The organism is Bordetella sp. BOR01, from assembly GCF_019218885.1.
GTDB lineage: Bacteria > Pseudomonadota > Gammaproteobacteria > Burkholderiales > Burkholderiaceae_B > Bordetella_A.
Genome location: NZ_JAHUWT010000001.1, coordinates 1,352,858 through 1,369,636, shown reverse-complemented (window position 1 = coordinate 1,369,636; position 16,779 = coordinate 1,352,858). Strand labels below are relative to the sequence as shown.

Below are 16,779 nucleotides of genomic sequence, written 5' to 3'. Positions count from 1 at the left end.
AGGGGCGTCGTTATGCAGTAACCGGCCAAAATGATACCGGTTCCATTCGTAATGGTACCGGTGCCATTTTGTGCTTGCAAGGGTATAGTGCAAGCCATGACGACCTCTCCCCGGCCCGGCCGCCATCCTGGCGGCGCCTCGTCCGCCGCCGACGATGCCGAACCCCAGGCACGCGCCCGCTCACGGCCCAAGCTCGGCCACTACACGATCCACGACGTGGCTGCCCTGGCCGGCGTGTCTTCCGTTACGGCGTCGCGCTACTTCAACGCGCCCCACAAGGTCTCGCAGAAGCTGCGCGAACGCCTGGACGCCGTGGTCGCCCGCACCGGCTACATGCCCAGCCAGGTGGCCCGCCGCCTGGCCTCGACCCACGGTGGGCCGGTCGGCGCCGTCATGCAGAACGTCAGCAGCCCCACCTTCGCGCACATGGTGCGCGGCATGGACGACACGCTCGAGGCCCAGGGCCTGCAACTGCTGCTGGCCAACAGCGAATACTCGCTAGACACCGAAGCGCGCGCGATACGCGCCTTCGTGGGCTGGCATCCCAGCGGCCTGGTGCTGACCCGCGGCGATCACGATCCCGCCATCGAGACTTTGCTGCAAACCCTGCGCATTCCGGTGGTCGAGGCTTGGGAAATCCTGGCAGGCCGCCCCTACCACCAAGTGGGCTTTGCGCAGCGCGACGTGGGCAAGATGCTGGCCGAGCATTTCCTGCAGCAAGGCGCACGCCGCATCCGCTTCGCCCTGGGTGGCGCCGCGCACGACACCCGGGCCGAACGCCGCGCGCAAGGCTATGCCCAGGCGATGACGCAAGCCGGGCTGGTGGCCGACATCGTGCGGGTAGCAGATGCCGACGACTACGCCGCCGGCGTCTCGCACATGGCCCGGCTGGTCCAGGAATCGCCGGCGCAGCGGCCCGAAGCCATCGTGTTCGCGCACGACCATCTGGCCATCGGCGCCCTGTTGCGCGCGCCTGCCATGGGGATATCGATTCCGCGCGACTGCGCGGTGGCCGGCTTTGGCGATGTGCCCCTGGCGGAAATTATCGAACCCGGCCTGACCAGCGTACGCACGCGCCCCTACGAAATCGGGCAACAGGCCGCGGCCGCCCTGCTTGCCGCCATGCAGGCACCGCCGCAAGAGGCCGTCCCGCCTACCGTGCATCATGTGGCATGCCAGTTAGCGGTGCGGCCCAGCAGCAAGATCGATCAAGCCAGGCGCACACCAGGCGCCGCGGCGCCAGGTCCGTCGAGCGTCCACGGCAAGGTGCTATAACAAGCGGGTAGGCGGGCGAGATCATGGCAAGGCCGGCCGGCATGCGATTTGCGGCCGGCACCCCATGGTCCCTGTGCAAAGCCAGCCCTTCTCCGGGATCAGTTGCTACCTCTGCCGAGATAAGCGGGAGAATCTGCATGGAATTCAAGGACTACTACCAAACGCTGGGCGTCAAGCAAGATGCGTCCAATGACGACGTCAGGCGCGCCTATCGCAAGCTTGCCCGCAAATATCATCCCGATGTCAGCAAGGAAAGCGATGCCGAGGCACGCATGCGCGACATCAATGAAGCCTACGACGTGCTGCGCGACACGGAAAAGCGCCAGGCCTACGACAAACTCGCCACAGGCGCATCGCCCAACGGCGACTTCCAGCCACCGCCCGGCTGGGACGAGGGCTTCGAATTCCACCACGCCACCGCGCCGGGCGAAGAGGCCCAGTTCAGCGAATTTTTCTCATCGCTGTTTGGCAACCGGGCGCGCCACGCCCCGCGGCAAGATTTCCGCGCCCGCGGCGAAGACCACCATGCCGTCATCGACATCGACCTGGAAGACGCCCTCAAGGGCGCCACCCGCGACATCAGCCTGCGTTCGGTGCATATGGACGACCAGGGCCGCCCGCAAATGCAAACGCGCACACTCAACGTGCGCATCCCGGCTGGCGTGCGCGAAGGCCAGTACATACGCCTGGCCGGCCAGGGCATGCCCGGCCACGGTGGCGGTGAAAACGGCGACCTGTACCTCGAGGTGCGCTTCAAGCCCCATTCCCGCTATCGCGCCGAAGGGCGCGACCTGTACATGACTCTGCCGGTCACCCCCTGGGAGGCGGCGCTGGGCGCCAGCGTCAACGCCCCCACGCCCGGTGGCATGGTGGAAGTAAGCGTGCCCGCCGGTTCCGGCAACGGCCGCAAGCTGCGCCTGCGCGGCCGGGGCATTCCAGGCGACCCGCCCGGAGACCTGTACCTGGTGCTGGAACTGGTGTTGCCGCCCGCCGACACCGAGGCCGCGCGTGCCGCCTACCGCAAGCTGCAGCAAGACCTGCCCTTCAACCCGCGGCGCCACCTGGAGGTGCAATCATGAAAACGGTAGTCATCGCCGCCAGCGGCACCCTCGTGGGCAAGGCCGAACCGCTTAGCGCAGACGATCTCGCGCGCGCCTGCGGGGCAGAAGTGGAATGGGTAACGCAGTTGGTGCAGGTAGGCATCGTCCAGGCGCAAGGCTCGCGGCCCGTGGACTGGCGCTTTCACAGCGGCGACCTGCAGCGCGCCCTGGAAACCCGCCGGCTCGAGCGCGACTTCGGCGCTTGCCTGGATGCGGCGGCGCTGATCCTGGACCTGAGCCAGGAAGTGCGGCAATTGCGGGCGCAGTTGCGCGCGCTGGACAGGTCCGACGGCTAGCCGGGCAAGCCTTCAGGCCATTGCTCGGCATCCCGCGATTATTCCATCTGGCGCAATGATGAAGTGTCCAGAGAGCTTATTCCCCTCAAGGACATCTGGTCCCAGACTGGCGATATGGATCGGGAATCAGCCCGGCCCAGCAAACCGGATCAGGAACCATGAAAATCCATCATCACCCCTTGTCGGGACATGCGCACCGGGTCGTGCTTTTCGTGTCGCTGCTCGGCCTGCCGCACCAATTGGTCGAAGTCGACCTCAAATCGGGCGCGCACAAAAAACCCGAGTTCCTCGCGCTCAACCCATTCGGCCAGGTGCCGGTGCTCGAGGATGACGGCGTCGCCATCGCGGACTCGAATGCCATCCTCGTCTACCTGGCCAAGAAGGCTGGCCGCCGTGAATGGCTGCCCGAAGACGCGCGCGGCGCTGCCGCGGTGCAGCGCTGGTTATCCGTCGCGGCCGGCGAGCTCGCCTACGGGCCGGCCGCGGCCAGGCTGATCACGGTTTTCGGCGCGGGATACAACGCCACAGAAGTGGTGGAACGAGCGCATGTCCTGTTGGCCAGGCTCGAGAAACACCTGGCGGACCGCGACTGGTTGGCCAGCGACCACCCGACCATCGCCGATGTCGCAATCTATAGCTACGTTGCCCGCGCCCCCGAGGGCAACGTCGATCTCGCCGCTTATCCGGCAGTCAACCGTTTTCTGCGCCGGGTAGAGGCGTTGCCGGGCTTTGTCTCCTTCGTGCAGACACCTGCCGGCCTCACCGCTGCAGCGTGACCTCCCGGCGCGGGGCGCCTCTGGCGGCGCGCCCGTAATACCGAATACCGAAAGGAAAACGGCAATGGGCAAGAGACTGGCAAAGCCGGCGGTCTGGCACGACGGCGAGAAGTTCATTCAAGAGAAACTCGGCGTCGCCGAGCGGATGGCGGTGGTCGGCCAGCGGGTCGTACGCGACTACATGCCCGACCAGCATCGCGACTTCTACGCGCTGCTTCCGTTCATCGTGCTGGGCAGCGTGGATCGCCAGGGCGATGCCTGGGCGACCCTCCTCGAGGGCAGGCCAGGCTTCATGTCCTCGCCCGCGCCAACCGTCCTCGACATCGCCGCGCGGCCCGATCCCGCCGATCCTGCCAGTCAGGACATGACCGAGGGGGCCGCTGTCGGCCTGCTCGGAATCGATATGGGCACGCGCCGCCGCAACCGCATGAACGGATTCCTGTCGGCCGCGGCCGATGGGTTGCGGGTCGACGTAGACCAGAGCTTCGGCAACTGCCCTCGGTATATTCAACTGCGCGACGTGGCTTTCGACCGCGATCCCGGCCAGGCCTGCACCGGGGCAATCGAAGAACTGCCGGCGCTGGATGCGGCGGCCCGCGCGCTCATCGAGGCGGCCGACACCTTTTTCGTTGCCTCTTACGCCGATCGTGCAGACGGCCGTCAAGTGGACGTCTCGCACCGCGGCGGCAAGGCGGGTTTCGTTCGTGTCGCAAAGGATGGCACGTTCACCGTTCCCGATTTCGACGGCAACCTCTTTTTCGCGACCCTGGGCAATATCTTGCTCAATGGCAAGGCGGGACTTCTTTTCGTTGATTTCCAGACTGGTGACGTGCTTCAACTGACAGGCGATGCCCAAGTGGTGCTGGAATCCCCGGAAATCGCCGCGTTTCAGGGCGCCGAGCGGCTTTGGACGTTCCGGCCCCGCCGGATCGTGCGGCGGCGCGACGCGCTCGCGCTGCGCTGGGCTTTCCAGAATGAAGGATGGTCGGCCAATTCGTTGATGACGGGCGACTGGCGCCAAGCGCAAGACCGGTTGCGCGCAGCCCAGGCGGCGACTCGCTGGCGCCCGCTGAAGGTTTCCCGGATTGTCCAGGAAAGCGCCTCGATCCGTTCTTTCTATTTGACGCCCGACGACGGCGCAGGGCTCTTGCCGCATCTGGCGGGGCAACACCTACCCATGCGCATCACCCTGCCGGGCTCGGACAAGCCCGTTATCCGCACCTATACGCTCTCGGTCGCGCCCTCGGACGATAGCTACCGCATCAGCGTCAAACGTGACGGCCTGGTCTCGCAACACCTGCACGACCAGCTCCGCGTGGGCGACACCATCGAAGCCCGCGCGCCAGCCGGGGCTTTCACCATCGACGCCCGCGCCAACCGCCCGGTGGTGCTGCTGGCCGCAGGCGTAGGGATCACACCGATGCTTGCGATGCTGCGGCACATCGTTTACGAAGGGCTGCGCAAGCAACGGATCCGGCCCACCACACTGTTCTATGCGGCCCGCTCGAAGCGGGATCGCGCCTTCGACGACGAGCTGGCCGAACTGGTCGCCGCCGCGCAAGGCGCAGTCAAACGCGTTCAAGTGCTAAGCGACACCACCGACGCCGAGGACGGTGTCGACTACGACGCGGCCGGCCGCATCGATATGGCGCTTTTTGGCCGCTTCCTGGCGTTCGACGACTACGACTTCTACCTTTGCGGCCCGCCATCGTTCATGCAGGCAATCTACGACGGCTTGCGGGGCTACAACATCGCCGACAGCAGGATCCACGCTGAAGCGTTCGGGCCTGCGTCGCTTGCGCGAACCACAGACGCCCATGCCTGCGCGCCAACCCGGCCGCCACCGTCAAGCAAGCCCGTATCGGTCACCTTCATGAACGCACTCAAAGAGTCGCGCTGGATGCCGGACACCGGCACATTGCTCGACCTTGCGCAAGCGCGCGGCCTGGAACCCGAATTCAGCTGTCGCGAAGGCAATTGCGGCACTTGCAGCACCCGGCTGATCAAGGGCGCTGTCACCTACGTGAAAGAGCCGACCGCGAAGGTAGAGGCCGGCGAAGTACTCATCTGCTGCGCAGTCCCGGCGCAACAGCAAACCGGCACCGAGAATCTCATCCAGCTCGCGCTATGAGGCACGCAACCCTGCTCAAGGAGAACACCATGTCCCGCCCGCCACTGCCCCCTTTCAATGAACAGACCGCCATCGAAAAAGTGCGTCTTGCCGAAGACGGCTGGAACAGCCGCGACGCCGCCAAGGTCGCGCTCGCCTACACACTCGATACCCGGTGGCGCAATCGTGTCGAGTTCGTGAGCAACCGCGCACAAGCAGAAGCTTTTCTCACGCGCAAATGGAATGCTGAACTTGAATACCGGCTCATCAAAGAGTTGTGGGCGCATACGGGCAATCGTATCGCCGTGCGTTATGCCTACGAATATCACAACGACAGCGGCCAATGGTTCCGGGCCTACGGCAATGAAAACTGGGAATTCGCCGAAGACGGGTTGATGCGCGCGCGGCACGCGAGCATCAACGAACATCCCATTACGGAAACCGAACGCAAATTCCGCTGGCCACTCGGCCGCCGGCCCGGCGACCATCCCGGCCTCAGCGACTTCGGCTTCTAGCACGCGGCCACCACGCAAGCTGCGCCTTGGGGGATAATGCCTGCATACCGTCCGGCCCAGGGAGAAGGCGAATGGATCGATGGCAGGCGATGCGGATTTTTGTAAAAGTCGCAGAAACGGAAAGCTTCGCCGCGGCCGCTCGCCATCTGCACATGAGCGCCCCGGCAGTTACGCGGGCCGTCGCCGGCCTTGAAGAACTGATCGGCGCCCGCCTCTTTGTGCGAACCACCCGCTCGGTGAAAATGACCGAGGCAGGCGCACGCTACTTCGACGACTGCCGGCGCATCCTGGCAGACATCTCCGAAGCCGAGGCAGCGGCGGCCGGCTCTTATGCCAAGCCGTCCGGAACCCTGGTCATCACGGCCTCCGCGATGTTTGGGCAGATGTACGTGCTGCCCATCGTCACCGAGTACCTGGATACCTATCCCACCATGCGCGCCCGAACCTTCTTTGTCGACCGCCCCGTCAACATCGTTGAAGAAGGCATCGACGTCGCCGTGCGCATCGGCCATCTACCGGACTCCGGCTTTACCGCGATCAAGGTCGGCGCGGTCCGCCACGTGATCTGCGGCGCGCCGGAATACTTCGAGCGCCATGGCACCCCCACCACGCCGGCAGGCCTGAAGAATCATCGCATTGCGTCCTCGAACAGCGCCTGGGCATCGCCAGAATGGCGATTCGCCCGCGACCAGCGGGTCATCGTCGATCCAGTGCTCCAGTGCAATACCAATGAAGCCGCCATCGCAACGGCCAGCACCGGCCGAGGCCTGACCAGAGTGCTTCATTACCAGATCGGCCCCGCCCTGCTCGCGGGAAAACTGCAGGTCGTGCTCAGCGACTATGAAGCGCCGCCCCTGCCCATCCATGTGCTGTACCCAGAGGGCCGCCAGGCGCCCGCCAAGGTCAGGACCTTCGTCGACCTGGCGGTGTCGCGCCTGCGAGGAAACCGCTTGCTCAACGCAGACGGCGATTTCTGACCCGACTCAAGCGAATCAGCTCTTCACAAAGGCAAGCAGGTCTTTGTTCAGGACATCAGCGTTGACCGTCAGCATCCCATGCGAAAAGCCGGGATAGGTCTTGAGCTGGCCGTTCTTCAAGAGCTTGACCGATTTCAGCGCCGAGTCCGCAATTGGCACGATCTGGTCGTCTTCCCCATGCAACACAAGGGTCGGCACGGTGATCGCCTTCAGGTCTTCCGTCTGGTCGGTTTCCGAGAAAGCCTTGATGCCTTCGTAGTGGGCCTTGGCGCTGCCCAGCATTCCCTGCCGCCACCAGTTCTGGATCACGCCTTCGGACACGGCCGCGCCGTCACGGTTGAAGCCGTAGAACGGGCCGGCCGGCACATCGCGGAAGAACTGCGCACGATTGGCGGCCAGCGCCGAGCGGAAGCCATCGAACACGTCGATTGGCAGGCCTTCCGGGTTGGATGCCGTCTTCAGCATCAGCGGCGGGACGGCAGAAACGAGAACCGCCTTGGCCACGCGGCCGGCAGGCTGACCGTGCTTTGCCACATAGCGGGCGACCTCGCCGCCGCCGGTGGAATGGCCGATGTGGACGGCGCTCTTCAAATCGAGCGCCTCGACGACCGCGAAGGCGTCGGCGGCATAGTGATCCATATCGTGGCCTTCCGAGACCTGCGCAGAGCGGCCGTGCCCACGACGGTCATGCGCGACAACGCGATAACCCTTCGACAGGAAGAACAGCATCTGTGCGTCCCAATCATCCGACGAAAGCGGCCAGCCATGGTGGAACATGACCGGCTGGGCATCCTTCGGCCCCCAGTCCTTGTAGAAGATTTCGGTACCGTCTTTAGTAGTAGTGAAGCCCATGGTTTCTTCTCCTTCAGTTAGGTGGGCGGCAAATGCAGCTTCAGCCTCGAAAGTAAAAACGCCTTGGAAAGGGGCCGCGGCGACGGCCGCTCCCGAAATCAGCACGCTACGACGGCTGAAAGAGGAGTCCTGGGCCGCTTAATTCTACCGGCATGCTGGTTTAAAGAGTAAGTCCTGTCGCAGAATCTGTACGGTGGTGCCGGACGGTACAGGGCCATGCCGCGCGAAAAAGAAAAAACCCTTGATAACAAGGGTTTGATCGATTTTCGTGCCGGGCCTGTTTCAGATGTGGGATTACTCCCACTCCATCATCAACGGGGCTCGCAAGCCCGCGTGATTAAAGGGATTGGCTGTGATCGACATGAAGCCTTACCGTCGCTTTTACCGTCAGAAACGCACATCTTTTGCTGGCGCGGGAGATGGAGCGATTTGCGGGGTGACGACTCTGGCGACACCATGATCAACCGCATCGAATGGTACCTAACTCGAACGACAACACCAAGGCTTCCTTCCGAAGCTGACTACATTCTTCAGTAGTCCCATTCTTCATGCCTAACGGGCAACTGATTCAGTTCACGTCGTCGCTCCTCCCACTCTGGCAGGAAAGTACGCATAAGCGCCCTGAAGCGTTCGTTGTGGGTCGGCTCCAACAGATGTACGAGTTCATGCACCACGATGTACTCAAGACATCCGGGCGGCTTTTTGGCCAACTCAGTGTTGAGACGGATCGACCTGCGAGCCGGGGAACAACTTCCCCACTTCGTCTTCATGTGTTGGACATGAATGCGGGGGGTATCCAAACCGAGGGTACGACTCCACTCAGCCACCAGTGTCGCGGCGCGGAGTCTGACCTGTTCCCTATACCACCGCGCAAGCACAGTATCCCTGGCTGCGGCGTCAGCGCTTGATCGTGTCGCGAGAACCAGCGCTCGATGGCGAAGCTCGACCGAGGGAGCGGCATCCACCTCGACCAACTTCAGCAAGTAGCGTCGGCCCCAGACGTAGTGGCTCTCGCGTTCCAGATACTCGCGCGGCGCCTCTCGTTCCTGGGCCGCCATGTTTTCGCGCTGCGCCTTGATCCAGCCGAGTTTGGACAGCGCGAAGACACGGACCGTATCGAGCGCCATGTGTCGTGGCGCAGAAATACGAACTCGCCCCTTAGGTGGCAACACCGTCAGATGTACATTGCGGATGTCCTTGAACACGACATCCGCTTCGATCGCGCCCAAGGTGATGCGGGATGGCATTAGTACTCTCCCTGCGTCTTGACTATCAGGAAGATACGTTCGACCTGATCTGTATCCTGCAGCAGCACGAACAGGGCTGCCTTGATCGTGTTTTCTTTCGCAGGATTGCCTCGCCAGCCATCGGGCCGCACTGCCTTGATGGTCTGGTCGATTCGCAGTGCCAAGGTCAATGCAGGGTTCGCGCTTTCTGCGCCAGATGACGACGCCGACTCGGCAGAGTGCTTTTCAGGCTGAGCCGCTAGCCAAGGCTGCAGATTGTTGTAGAGAGCCCGCCGCCCCGGTGTGGTCAGTTCGATAGGAGCATTCTCTGCCCTCCCCGCTTCCACCTGCTGCACCAGGTGCGCAATGCGCTGCAGGTACTGTTCGTACTCGTCTGCCTTCTCCTTGCGTTGCTTGATGATGCTGTCCAGCAACGCCGACATGCGCTCATAAAACGCCGGGTCGTTCAGGTGCTCCCGAACGATCTTGCTGCGTACGTTGTTTTCGATCGTCTCGGCAATCGCATCGCGACTGCCTTTCAGTTCACCCAGCTTGGCGGCGATGGCATCCGCAATGCCGGTCTTCACGATCAGGTCCAACAAGCCGACGCCCTCGAAGGGCGAAATCTGCCGTGGCTCATCGGCTTCGATGTAGGTATCGATCAGGTGCCGCATGTCAGCCTCGTAGGGCTTCAGGTCCAGCGTCTCGCCGCTGGCCTTGCGCACGATTTCGCGCAGCTTCACATAGTGATCCAGAAGCGCGCGAAGGCGTATGCCATCGGCTTCCGAGTAACCGGCAGTCTCCAACTCGTCAACCACGTTCGCCCAGGCACGCAGCAGAGCCACCACGCCCTTGTACAGCATCACCCGCTGCGGTTCGTGGACTGCCAGGTCGGTGGCGATCTCAGAGTTGCCGCAGAAGTAGCGGATGTGCTCCAGTTCCCCGCGCGGTGGTGCCACAGGCTCGCATAGCAGAGCCAGCGCTTCCACCGCGTCGTCCAGCCTCTTGCGGCCGGTATCCAGCCGGGCTTTCATCATCACCTCGGGGTCGGCGCCACCCGCGCTGTGGTCTAGCTCCGAGGTGTAGACGGCAATGGCCTTCTCCACCTTCTTGAACAGGTCCTTGTAGTCGACGATGTAGCCGAACTCCTTGTCCTCGCCGTCCAGCCGGTTGGTGCGGCAGATGGCCTGGAACAGGCCGTGGTCCTGCATGGACTTGTCGATGTACAGGTAGCTGCACGGCGGCGCGTCGAAGCCGGTGAGCAGTTTGTCCACCACCACCAGCAGTTTCATGTTGGCCGGCTCCTTGGCGAACAAGGCCTTAGCCCATTCCTCGTAGGTCTCGGTAGCGCTCATGCCGGACTTGGCTTCCACACCCTTCAGCAGCTCGGTGTAGGTGTTGAAGATGAACTGCTTGTCGCTCTCGGTATTGGCACCCACTTCTTCGGTGGTCACGTCCTTGGCGAGCGGGTTGTACGAGGTGACGATGGCGCACTTTCCCTTGAAACCGGTGCCCGCCGCGTTGAACAGTGTGAAGTACTTACAGGCCTCGTAAATACTGGAAGCCACCAGGATGGCGTTGCCCCGCCCGCTGGACAACCGGGGCCTGCCGAACTTGGTGACGCTGAAGTCGAACTTGATATCGTCCACCACACGCTGCATGCGCGAACGCGAACTCAGCACTTGCTGCATTGTGCCCCACTTGGCCTTGAGTTCGTTCTTTTGCCAGGTATTCAGGTCTTCGGTCGCCGCCTCGAACCAGGCATCGATCCTCGCGGGCGAACCCAGCCGCTGGTCAATGTCGCGCGCCTCGTACACCAAGTCCAGCACCACCTCATCTTCTACCGCCTCGCTGAACTTGTAGGTGTGAATGTAGCCGCCGAACACCTCCAGACTGGACTGCTTGTCGTCCTTGAGCAGCGGCGTACCAGTGAAGCCGATGAAAACGGCCTCAGGCATTAGCGCCTTCATCACCCGGTGCAGCCGGCCGCTCTGGGTACGGTGGCATTCGTCCACGAACACGAACAGTTCGCCCACCGCCGTTGCAGGTTGCGCCTCCAGTTCCTGGATAAAGGCTTCGAACTCGTGCTTGTCGCGCCCGCGCGCCTCCACACCGAACTTGTGCACTAGCGAACACAGCAAGCGCGGTGCGCGGTGAGACAGTTGCGTCATCAGGTCACGTCCGCTGCGGCTGCGGTGCGGCTTCTCACCGGCATCGGTGAACACGCGCTGGATCTGCTTGTCCAGTTCGTCTCGGTCGGTCACGATGACCACCCGCGCCTGCGGTCGGTTTTCTAGAATCCAGCGCGCCAACAGCACCATCACGATGCTCTTACCACTGCCCTGCGTGTGCCAGAGGATGCCACCTTTGCGCTCCCGTACATGTGCTTGCGCCGCCTTGATGCCGAAGTACTGGTGCACACGCGGCAGCTTCTTCACGCCTCCGTCGAACAGCACGAAGTCGTGCATCAGTTCGACCAGCCGCGCCTTGTCGCACAGCTTCAGCAGGTATTTATCCAGCTTGAAGCGGCTGTCGTCGGTCTCGTCTTCCTTCCACCTCAGGAACATCTTCTCTTCGGTCTTGACGGTGCCGTAGCGCAGCCCTTCCGAATCGTTGCCCGCGAAGACGAACTGCACCGTACTGAAGAAAGTCTCATGGAACATCGGCAACTGGTTGGACAAGCATTGACGAATGCCGTCACCCACCGATACCCGGCTGTTCTTCAGCTCGATAACACCAATGGCGATGCCATTGGCGTACAGCACTAGGTCGGGTCGGCGCGTGCGGTCGCCCTTGAACGTCACCTCCTCAGCAATCGCAAAGTCGTTCGCTTCCGGATGCTGCCAGTCGATCAGATGCACAGTCTCGGTCGGTGCGCCGGCAGCAGTCTTCACCGGCACGCCGTAGCGCAGCAGGCCGTAGACAGCCTGGTTATTCGCATACAGTGTGCGGTGGTGGTTGCCCGCCTCGGTACGGAGGCGCAGCAGCGCGCCGCCAATCTGCGCCGGCGTGGCTCCGCGCTTCTGCAGCCAGGGCGAAAGCAGGTGCTCTTCGACGTTGGCGTTGCCCTCGCGGTCTGACCAGTCACCGAGGTAGCGCCAACCCAGCTCATCGCGAAACAGCGCCACCACACGGTTCTGTGTGGCACGTTCCGCTTGTCCGATTGATGTCATGGCAGGGCTCCTCTCAATTTGGCAGCAGCCGGGTCAGCCGTTGAATAGCGCCTGGCACTCGGCAATGGCACTGGCGATACGGTCGTCCGAGAACAGTTCGCGAGACAGCTTGGGCGCCCATTCCGGGTGGGTAGCAATGACGCGTTTGACGTCGACCACGTCAGCCGGCTGGCTGGCGGCGGTCAGATCCACCACCGCCATATCCACCGTCGCCAGCAGTTCGAGGTCATCGGTCTTTCGGTAGTGGAAGCGCTCCAGCCATTCCAGCGTGGTCGTGCCGTACCACTGTTCAAAGTAGTGCTGCGCCTGATGGATTTTGTCGCCTGCCACAAAGCCCTCGTATTTGTCGTTGCGCAACGCCCGAACGTAACCGTTCTTCAACGCAATCGCCTCCGGACCCTTGTACTTGGTGTTCGAGTCATAGGGACCGGCAGCCTTCTTCAGATAGCCCTCTGCACGGCCTTCAACGTGGCGGTGCAGCAGGTACATCAGCTTCACGCGGCGCTTTCGAGGCAGCGGGAACCTCTCGTTGCCAAAACGCTGGGCTAGTACACCGATAACAACGGCTTCGTTGATCTGCCAGCTGTGACCGGGTTGGGATGAGGGGGGATTGGCGGCGGCGGGCTTGATCGGCAGCGGAATGACGTTAGAACCAGGCTGGACCAGCCGAATGCGACCGGTCAGTAGCTCTTGCATCATTCCTCGCTTGATATCGCGCGCTTTGGCAAGTCGCGCTTCAGCAATAGCGATGTCAGAGTCCAAATCAGAAAGCGCTTGGACTATGGCTTGCTGCTCATCAAGGTGCGGAACGGGAACCTCCAGCCCTCGAATGAGACTAAGGTTTAAACCCCCTCGTCCACCATCACCTGCCGATAGTTCCCGCAATTCTTCGTACCTGCTATCCAAATAGAAATATAGGAAATTGGGATCGTACGAGTCCACTGGGAATATCGCTGCAATCGACTGATTGATGCATAGCGGGATTTGATTGATTGCGACCGTTCCTCTGGTCTTTCCTTGGCCAGCAAGACCAATCAAGACGCAGTTCGGGGGAATCCACTTCGTGCTCGAGTTTCGTAGTCCTTCGTCCGTGATCCTCCCGTCAACCTTATTCACATGCTTCAAGTGGAGATCCCCAGAACTCATCCAGGGAATGTCGCCGCCCCAGTACGCGTCGATGTTTGTGCTGGGTGTGCCACCCGCTGTGCAATCAGTAAAGCTTCCAATATTTTTTCTGCCCCAGGGAGCATTGAACCCCGGCAGGCGTTTCTTGCCGGAGAGCAGTTCCTGCATGGCGCCTTGTTTGACTTGGCGCTTCTTGGCCAGCAGCTGCGACAGCGATTCGATCAGGGCATCCGCGTCGGAGAGCGCGTCGGCGATGGCTTTCTGTTCACCGAAGGTCGGCGGAAATGGGAACTTGAGTTCGCCGATCAATCCCGTGTTCAAATTCGGCTGCCCGTTTCCGGTAGCAATTACCTCTCGGAGTCTCTTTGTCTGAGTATTGAGGAAGTGAACCAAGTACTCTGGACAAATATCTTTTTCAATTCGCAATAGCGCGGCAATACCGTCGTTCGCGCAACACTTTATACCCAGAATCTTCGCCACCCCGAGCGTAGCCCCGCTATTCGCAATAATCAGCGTGCCGGGCTGCAGCGTGCGACTGTAGTTCGCTCCTTCCTCAGTAAGTGAAGTTGCAGTCTCTGAGATAAAGAGCTGCGATTCGGGTACATTCGTTAGTGAAGCCACGGTCAGCCATGGCAAGAAGTCACCATTGAAGAATCGTGGGTCACCTGCGGGCCGGGGGGAGCTACCTCTCACCGGTTCGCTTATCTGCTTTGCAGGCTTGATTACCCAATCGGTCGGGATTAAGCCAACCTCGGTTTGTTTAAAACCGACCGATACTTTGTAGGCCGCGCTGAACTCACTCACTTCCATGCGAACCCCATCTTTTCCAGATGCTGATTCACTCGCGCTTCCAATTCCATGACCCGCTCATTTAGTTTAGGAAGCGGCGCCTGGTATCGTTCTGCCAACTCCCTCACCCACGCCGTAAGCTGATGGCTCAATCGGTCCATCTCGCCATGCACGGCCGCGTCCAAAGTGGCGAGCCATTTGCCGTCCACCACCAGCGCCTGCACCTCCGCTTCAGCGAGCTTGGGGTACTGGGCATAGGCGGCCGCGTCCAGCGCGGCATCGGCCTCCTTCACATGCCTCTTCAGCGCCGACTCCTCGGCGGCCAGCTTCAACCAATCCAGCAGCACCCGTAGTTCGTCGCTGATGGCGTCATCGGGCTCGTTTGCCGCCGTCACGCCACGCTTTCCGCGCTTGGCCGCCTTGATCTCAACTTTCAATTCATCTTCGATCTCGCGCAGCCTGTCTTTCACCGCCACCGCATTGATCTTGTCGAAGCCTCCAAAGGCTGCGTCCTCCCCACTGTGCTCTTCTTCCAGGTCGGCGAGCTGGGCGCTCACGCCTTCCAGTTCCGCCTGCAGGGCGCCTAGTACAGCCTGCTCCTTGGCGAAGTAGCGCGCCACAATCAGCGTCTTGGGCACCAGATCGCAGGTCCAGCCCTTGTCCTTCTGTCGCCCCTTTTTGTCGGTTTCGATGACGCGGTAGGTCTGGGCCTTCCAGCCGTCGGCAGCGATCAAATAGCAGTCGTCCTGCATCGTCTGCGACCAGTAGTCCATCAGGTGCTGGTAGACGGCGTAGGCATCGATCAGCGGCTGGCCCTGGTAGTGGGTGAGCAGGTCTTCGGAGAGTTCAGAAATCACCTGCTTCGGTTTGCAGCCGGGGCGCAGCGCCTTGAGCGTTTTCGCCTGCCCAGCGCGCCAAGCGGTGAAATGCGCGTTCATCCGGTCGACGAAGTTGGCAAACTCAGGATGTCCGTGGATGGTGGCCTTGATCGCGGCCTTGTCAACCGCCAAGTCCAGATAGCCGGGGCGAATGGGCTTGAAGAGCGTGCGTTTGAGTTGTGGACAAACGGCCCAGTAGCGGCTGACCAGACTGTCGGGGCTGGTGACGTCGGCTTCGGGAATACCGCCGCGCAAGTGGCCCTCGATGTCCTGCCGGTCTTCGGGTACCTGGCTATCGATGTAGCGCGGCAGGTTGAGGTTGTGCTCGTTCTTCTCGATCTCTTCCAGGCTGACCTGCCGGGCATAGCGCGGCACCGTCTGACGGCGCTGAAAGGCATCGACGATGCGGTGGAGATCGCGCTCACGGAGGCGATTCTTGGGACCGTCCTTCATGAAGCCTTGACTGGCGTCGATCATGAAAATGCCGGTGCCGGCGGCCACGCGCTCGGCGGCTCGCGACTTGTCGATGACGACGATGCAGGCCGGGATGCCCGTCCCGTAGAACAGGTTAGCCGGCAAGCCGATGATGGCTTCGATGTACCCCTTACGGATCAACGCACGGCGGATGTCGGCCTCGGCATTCCCGCGAAATAGGACGCCGTGCGGCAGGATGCAGGCCGCACGGCCGGTGCTCTTGAGCGAGCGCACGATGTGCAGCAGGTAGGCGTAGTCGCCCTGCTTGGCCGGTGGCACGCCGAAAGCCTCGAAGCGCTGCCAATGGTCGTTGAGCGGATCGATGCCCGTGCTCCAGCGTTTGTCAGAGAACGGCGGGTTGGCCACCACGTAGTCAAAGACCTTGAGGCTTTCATTGCCGGCCTTGCCTTCGCGGAACTTGGGGTCGGCCAGGGTGTTGCCCTGCTTGATCTCTGCCGTGGGGTTGTCGTGCAAGATCATGTTCATGCGCGCCAGACCGCTGGTGGCGGAGTCTTTCTCTTGGCCGTAGAGCGTGAGCTTGCTGTGTGCGGCATCTGCCACCTTGAGCAGCAGCGAGCCGGAGCCGCAGGTCGGGTCGTACACGGTGGTGTCGGGCGTGGTCTTCGCGGTACCGATACCCAGCACCTGTGCGATCACACGGCTAACCTCGGCCGGCGTGTAGAACTGCCCCTTGCTCTTGCCACTCTCGGTGGCGAAGTGCTGCATCAGATATTCGTAGGCGTCGCCGAGGATATCGTCACCGTCGGCGCGATTCTTGGAGAAATCCAGCGCCTTGCTTTCGAAGATGGCTATGAGATCAGTGAGCCGGTCCACCATCTCCTTACCGGTGCCGAGCTTGGTGGCGTCGTTGAAATCCGGAAAGTCGGATTGCGACAACATCCGCTCGTTTTCCTTGACCAGCGGACCAATGATCTTTTTGTTGATCTTGTCGCCGATCTCTTTATCCCCCTTGAGCGCTACCATGTCGGCAAAGCTCGCGCCAGATGGGATAGTCAGCGGCTGATAGGGTTTGCCGGCGTATTTGTCGCTGACGTACTTAATGAACAACAGCACCAATACATAGTCCTTGTACTGGCTGGCATCCATGCCGCCGCGCAGAGCGTCACAGCTCTGCCACAGCGATGAATAGAGTTCAGATTTCTTGAGAGCCATTAATTATTTCCACAGCAGAAGATGAGCCCAGCGCTCTTGG

The 16,779-nt window shown here is 61.8% G+C and carries 13 protein-coding genes; 8 read left to right on the top strand and 5 right to left on the bottom strand.

The annotated features are described in order from the left end of the window. Positions 1–96 precede the first annotated feature (96 nt). The 7 genes from KW845_RS06595 (at position 97) to KW845_RS06565 (ending at position 7,049) form a co-directional block, all read left to right on the top strand. Complete coding sequence (locus KW845_RS06595) at positions 97–1,275, top strand: LacI family DNA-binding transcriptional regulator (protein WP_218368336.1); 1,179 nt, start codon at positions 97–99, stop codon at positions 1,273–1,275. Positions 1,276–1,412: 137 nt separating this feature from the next. Then, positions 1,413–2,354, top strand: a complete 942-nt coding sequence (locus KW845_RS06590) for a DnaJ C-terminal domain-containing protein (protein ID WP_218368335.1) — start codon at positions 1,413–1,415, stop codon at positions 2,352–2,354. Beyond that, complete coding sequence (locus KW845_RS06585; protein ID WP_218368334.1) at positions 2,351–2,671, top strand: chaperone modulator CbpM; 321 nt, start codon at positions 2,351–2,353, stop codon at positions 2,669–2,671. The genes KW845_RS06590 and KW845_RS06585 overlap by 4 nt, the downstream gene beginning before the upstream one ends. 158 nt (positions 2,672–2,829) lie before the next feature. Further along, on the top strand, positions 2,830–3,447 hold the full coding sequence (locus tag KW845_RS06580; RefSeq protein ID WP_218368333.1) for a glutathione S-transferase family protein: 618 nt from the start codon (positions 2,830–2,832) through the stop codon (positions 3,445–3,447). A gap of 64 nt (positions 3,448–3,511) precedes the next feature. Then, positions 3,512–5,578: a pyridoxamine 5'-phosphate oxidase family protein gene (locus tag KW845_RS06575; RefSeq protein WP_218368332.1), complete on the top strand. Its 2,067-nt coding sequence runs from the start codon at positions 3,512–3,514 to the stop codon at positions 5,576–5,578. A gap of 29 nt (positions 5,579–5,607) precedes the next feature. Further along, entirely contained in the window at positions 5,608–6,072 is a 465-nt protein-coding gene (locus KW845_RS06570) for a DUF1348 family protein (protein WP_218368331.1), read from the top strand. Positions 6,073–6,143: 71 nt separating this feature from the next. Beyond that, positions 6,144–7,049 (top strand): LysR family transcriptional regulator, encoded by a 906-nt coding sequence (locus tag KW845_RS06565; protein WP_218368330.1) that lies wholly within the window; start codon positions 6,144–6,146, stop codon positions 7,047–7,049. Between the two features lie 15 nt (positions 7,050–7,064). Here the strand turns inward: KW845_RS06565 and KW845_RS06560 are convergent, their stop codons facing one another. Further along, positions 7,065–7,901, bottom strand: a complete 837-nt coding sequence (locus tag KW845_RS06560) for an alpha/beta fold hydrolase (RefSeq protein ID WP_218368329.1) — start codon at positions 7,899–7,901, stop codon at positions 7,065–7,067. A gap of 216 nt (positions 7,902–8,117) precedes the next feature. On the opposite strand from KW845_RS06560, the gene KW845_RS06555 reads away from it, so the two are divergent. Beyond that, positions 8,118–8,438: a hypothetical protein gene (locus KW845_RS06555; protein WP_218368328.1), complete on the top strand. Its 321-nt coding sequence runs from the start codon at positions 8,118–8,120 to the stop codon at positions 8,436–8,438. Here the strand turns inward: KW845_RS06555 and KW845_RS06550 are convergent. From KW845_RS06550 to KW845_RS06535, 4 genes are read right to left on the bottom strand one after another with little or no spacing between them, the layout of a single operon-like run. Beyond that, a complete protein-coding gene (locus KW845_RS06550; RefSeq protein WP_218368327.1) occupies positions 8,432–9,148 on the bottom strand; it encodes a M48 family metallopeptidase in 717 nt (238 codons plus the stop codon). The two genes, KW845_RS06555 and KW845_RS06550, sit on opposite strands and share 7 nt — an antisense overlap. After that, on the bottom strand, positions 9,148–12,300 hold the full coding sequence (locus KW845_RS06545) for a type I restriction endonuclease subunit R (protein WP_218368326.1): 3,153 nt from the start codon (positions 12,298–12,300) through the stop codon (positions 9,148–9,150). The genes KW845_RS06550 and KW845_RS06545 overlap by 1 nt, the downstream gene beginning before the upstream one ends. A 33-nt stretch (positions 12,301–12,333) precedes the next feature. After that, positions 12,334–14,235 carry a restriction endonuclease subunit S gene (locus tag KW845_RS06540; RefSeq protein ID WP_218368325.1) on the bottom strand — a complete coding sequence of 634 codons (1,902 nt, stop codon included), beginning with the start codon at positions 14,233–14,235 and terminating at the stop codon, positions 12,334–12,336. Beyond that, complete coding sequence (locus KW845_RS06535; protein WP_218368324.1) at positions 14,226–16,739, bottom strand: type I restriction-modification system subunit M; 2,514 nt, start codon at positions 16,737–16,739, stop codon at positions 14,226–14,228. Before KW845_RS06535 ends, KW845_RS06540 begins: the two co-directional genes overlap by 10 nt. Positions 16,740–16,779 lie beyond the last annotated feature (40 nt).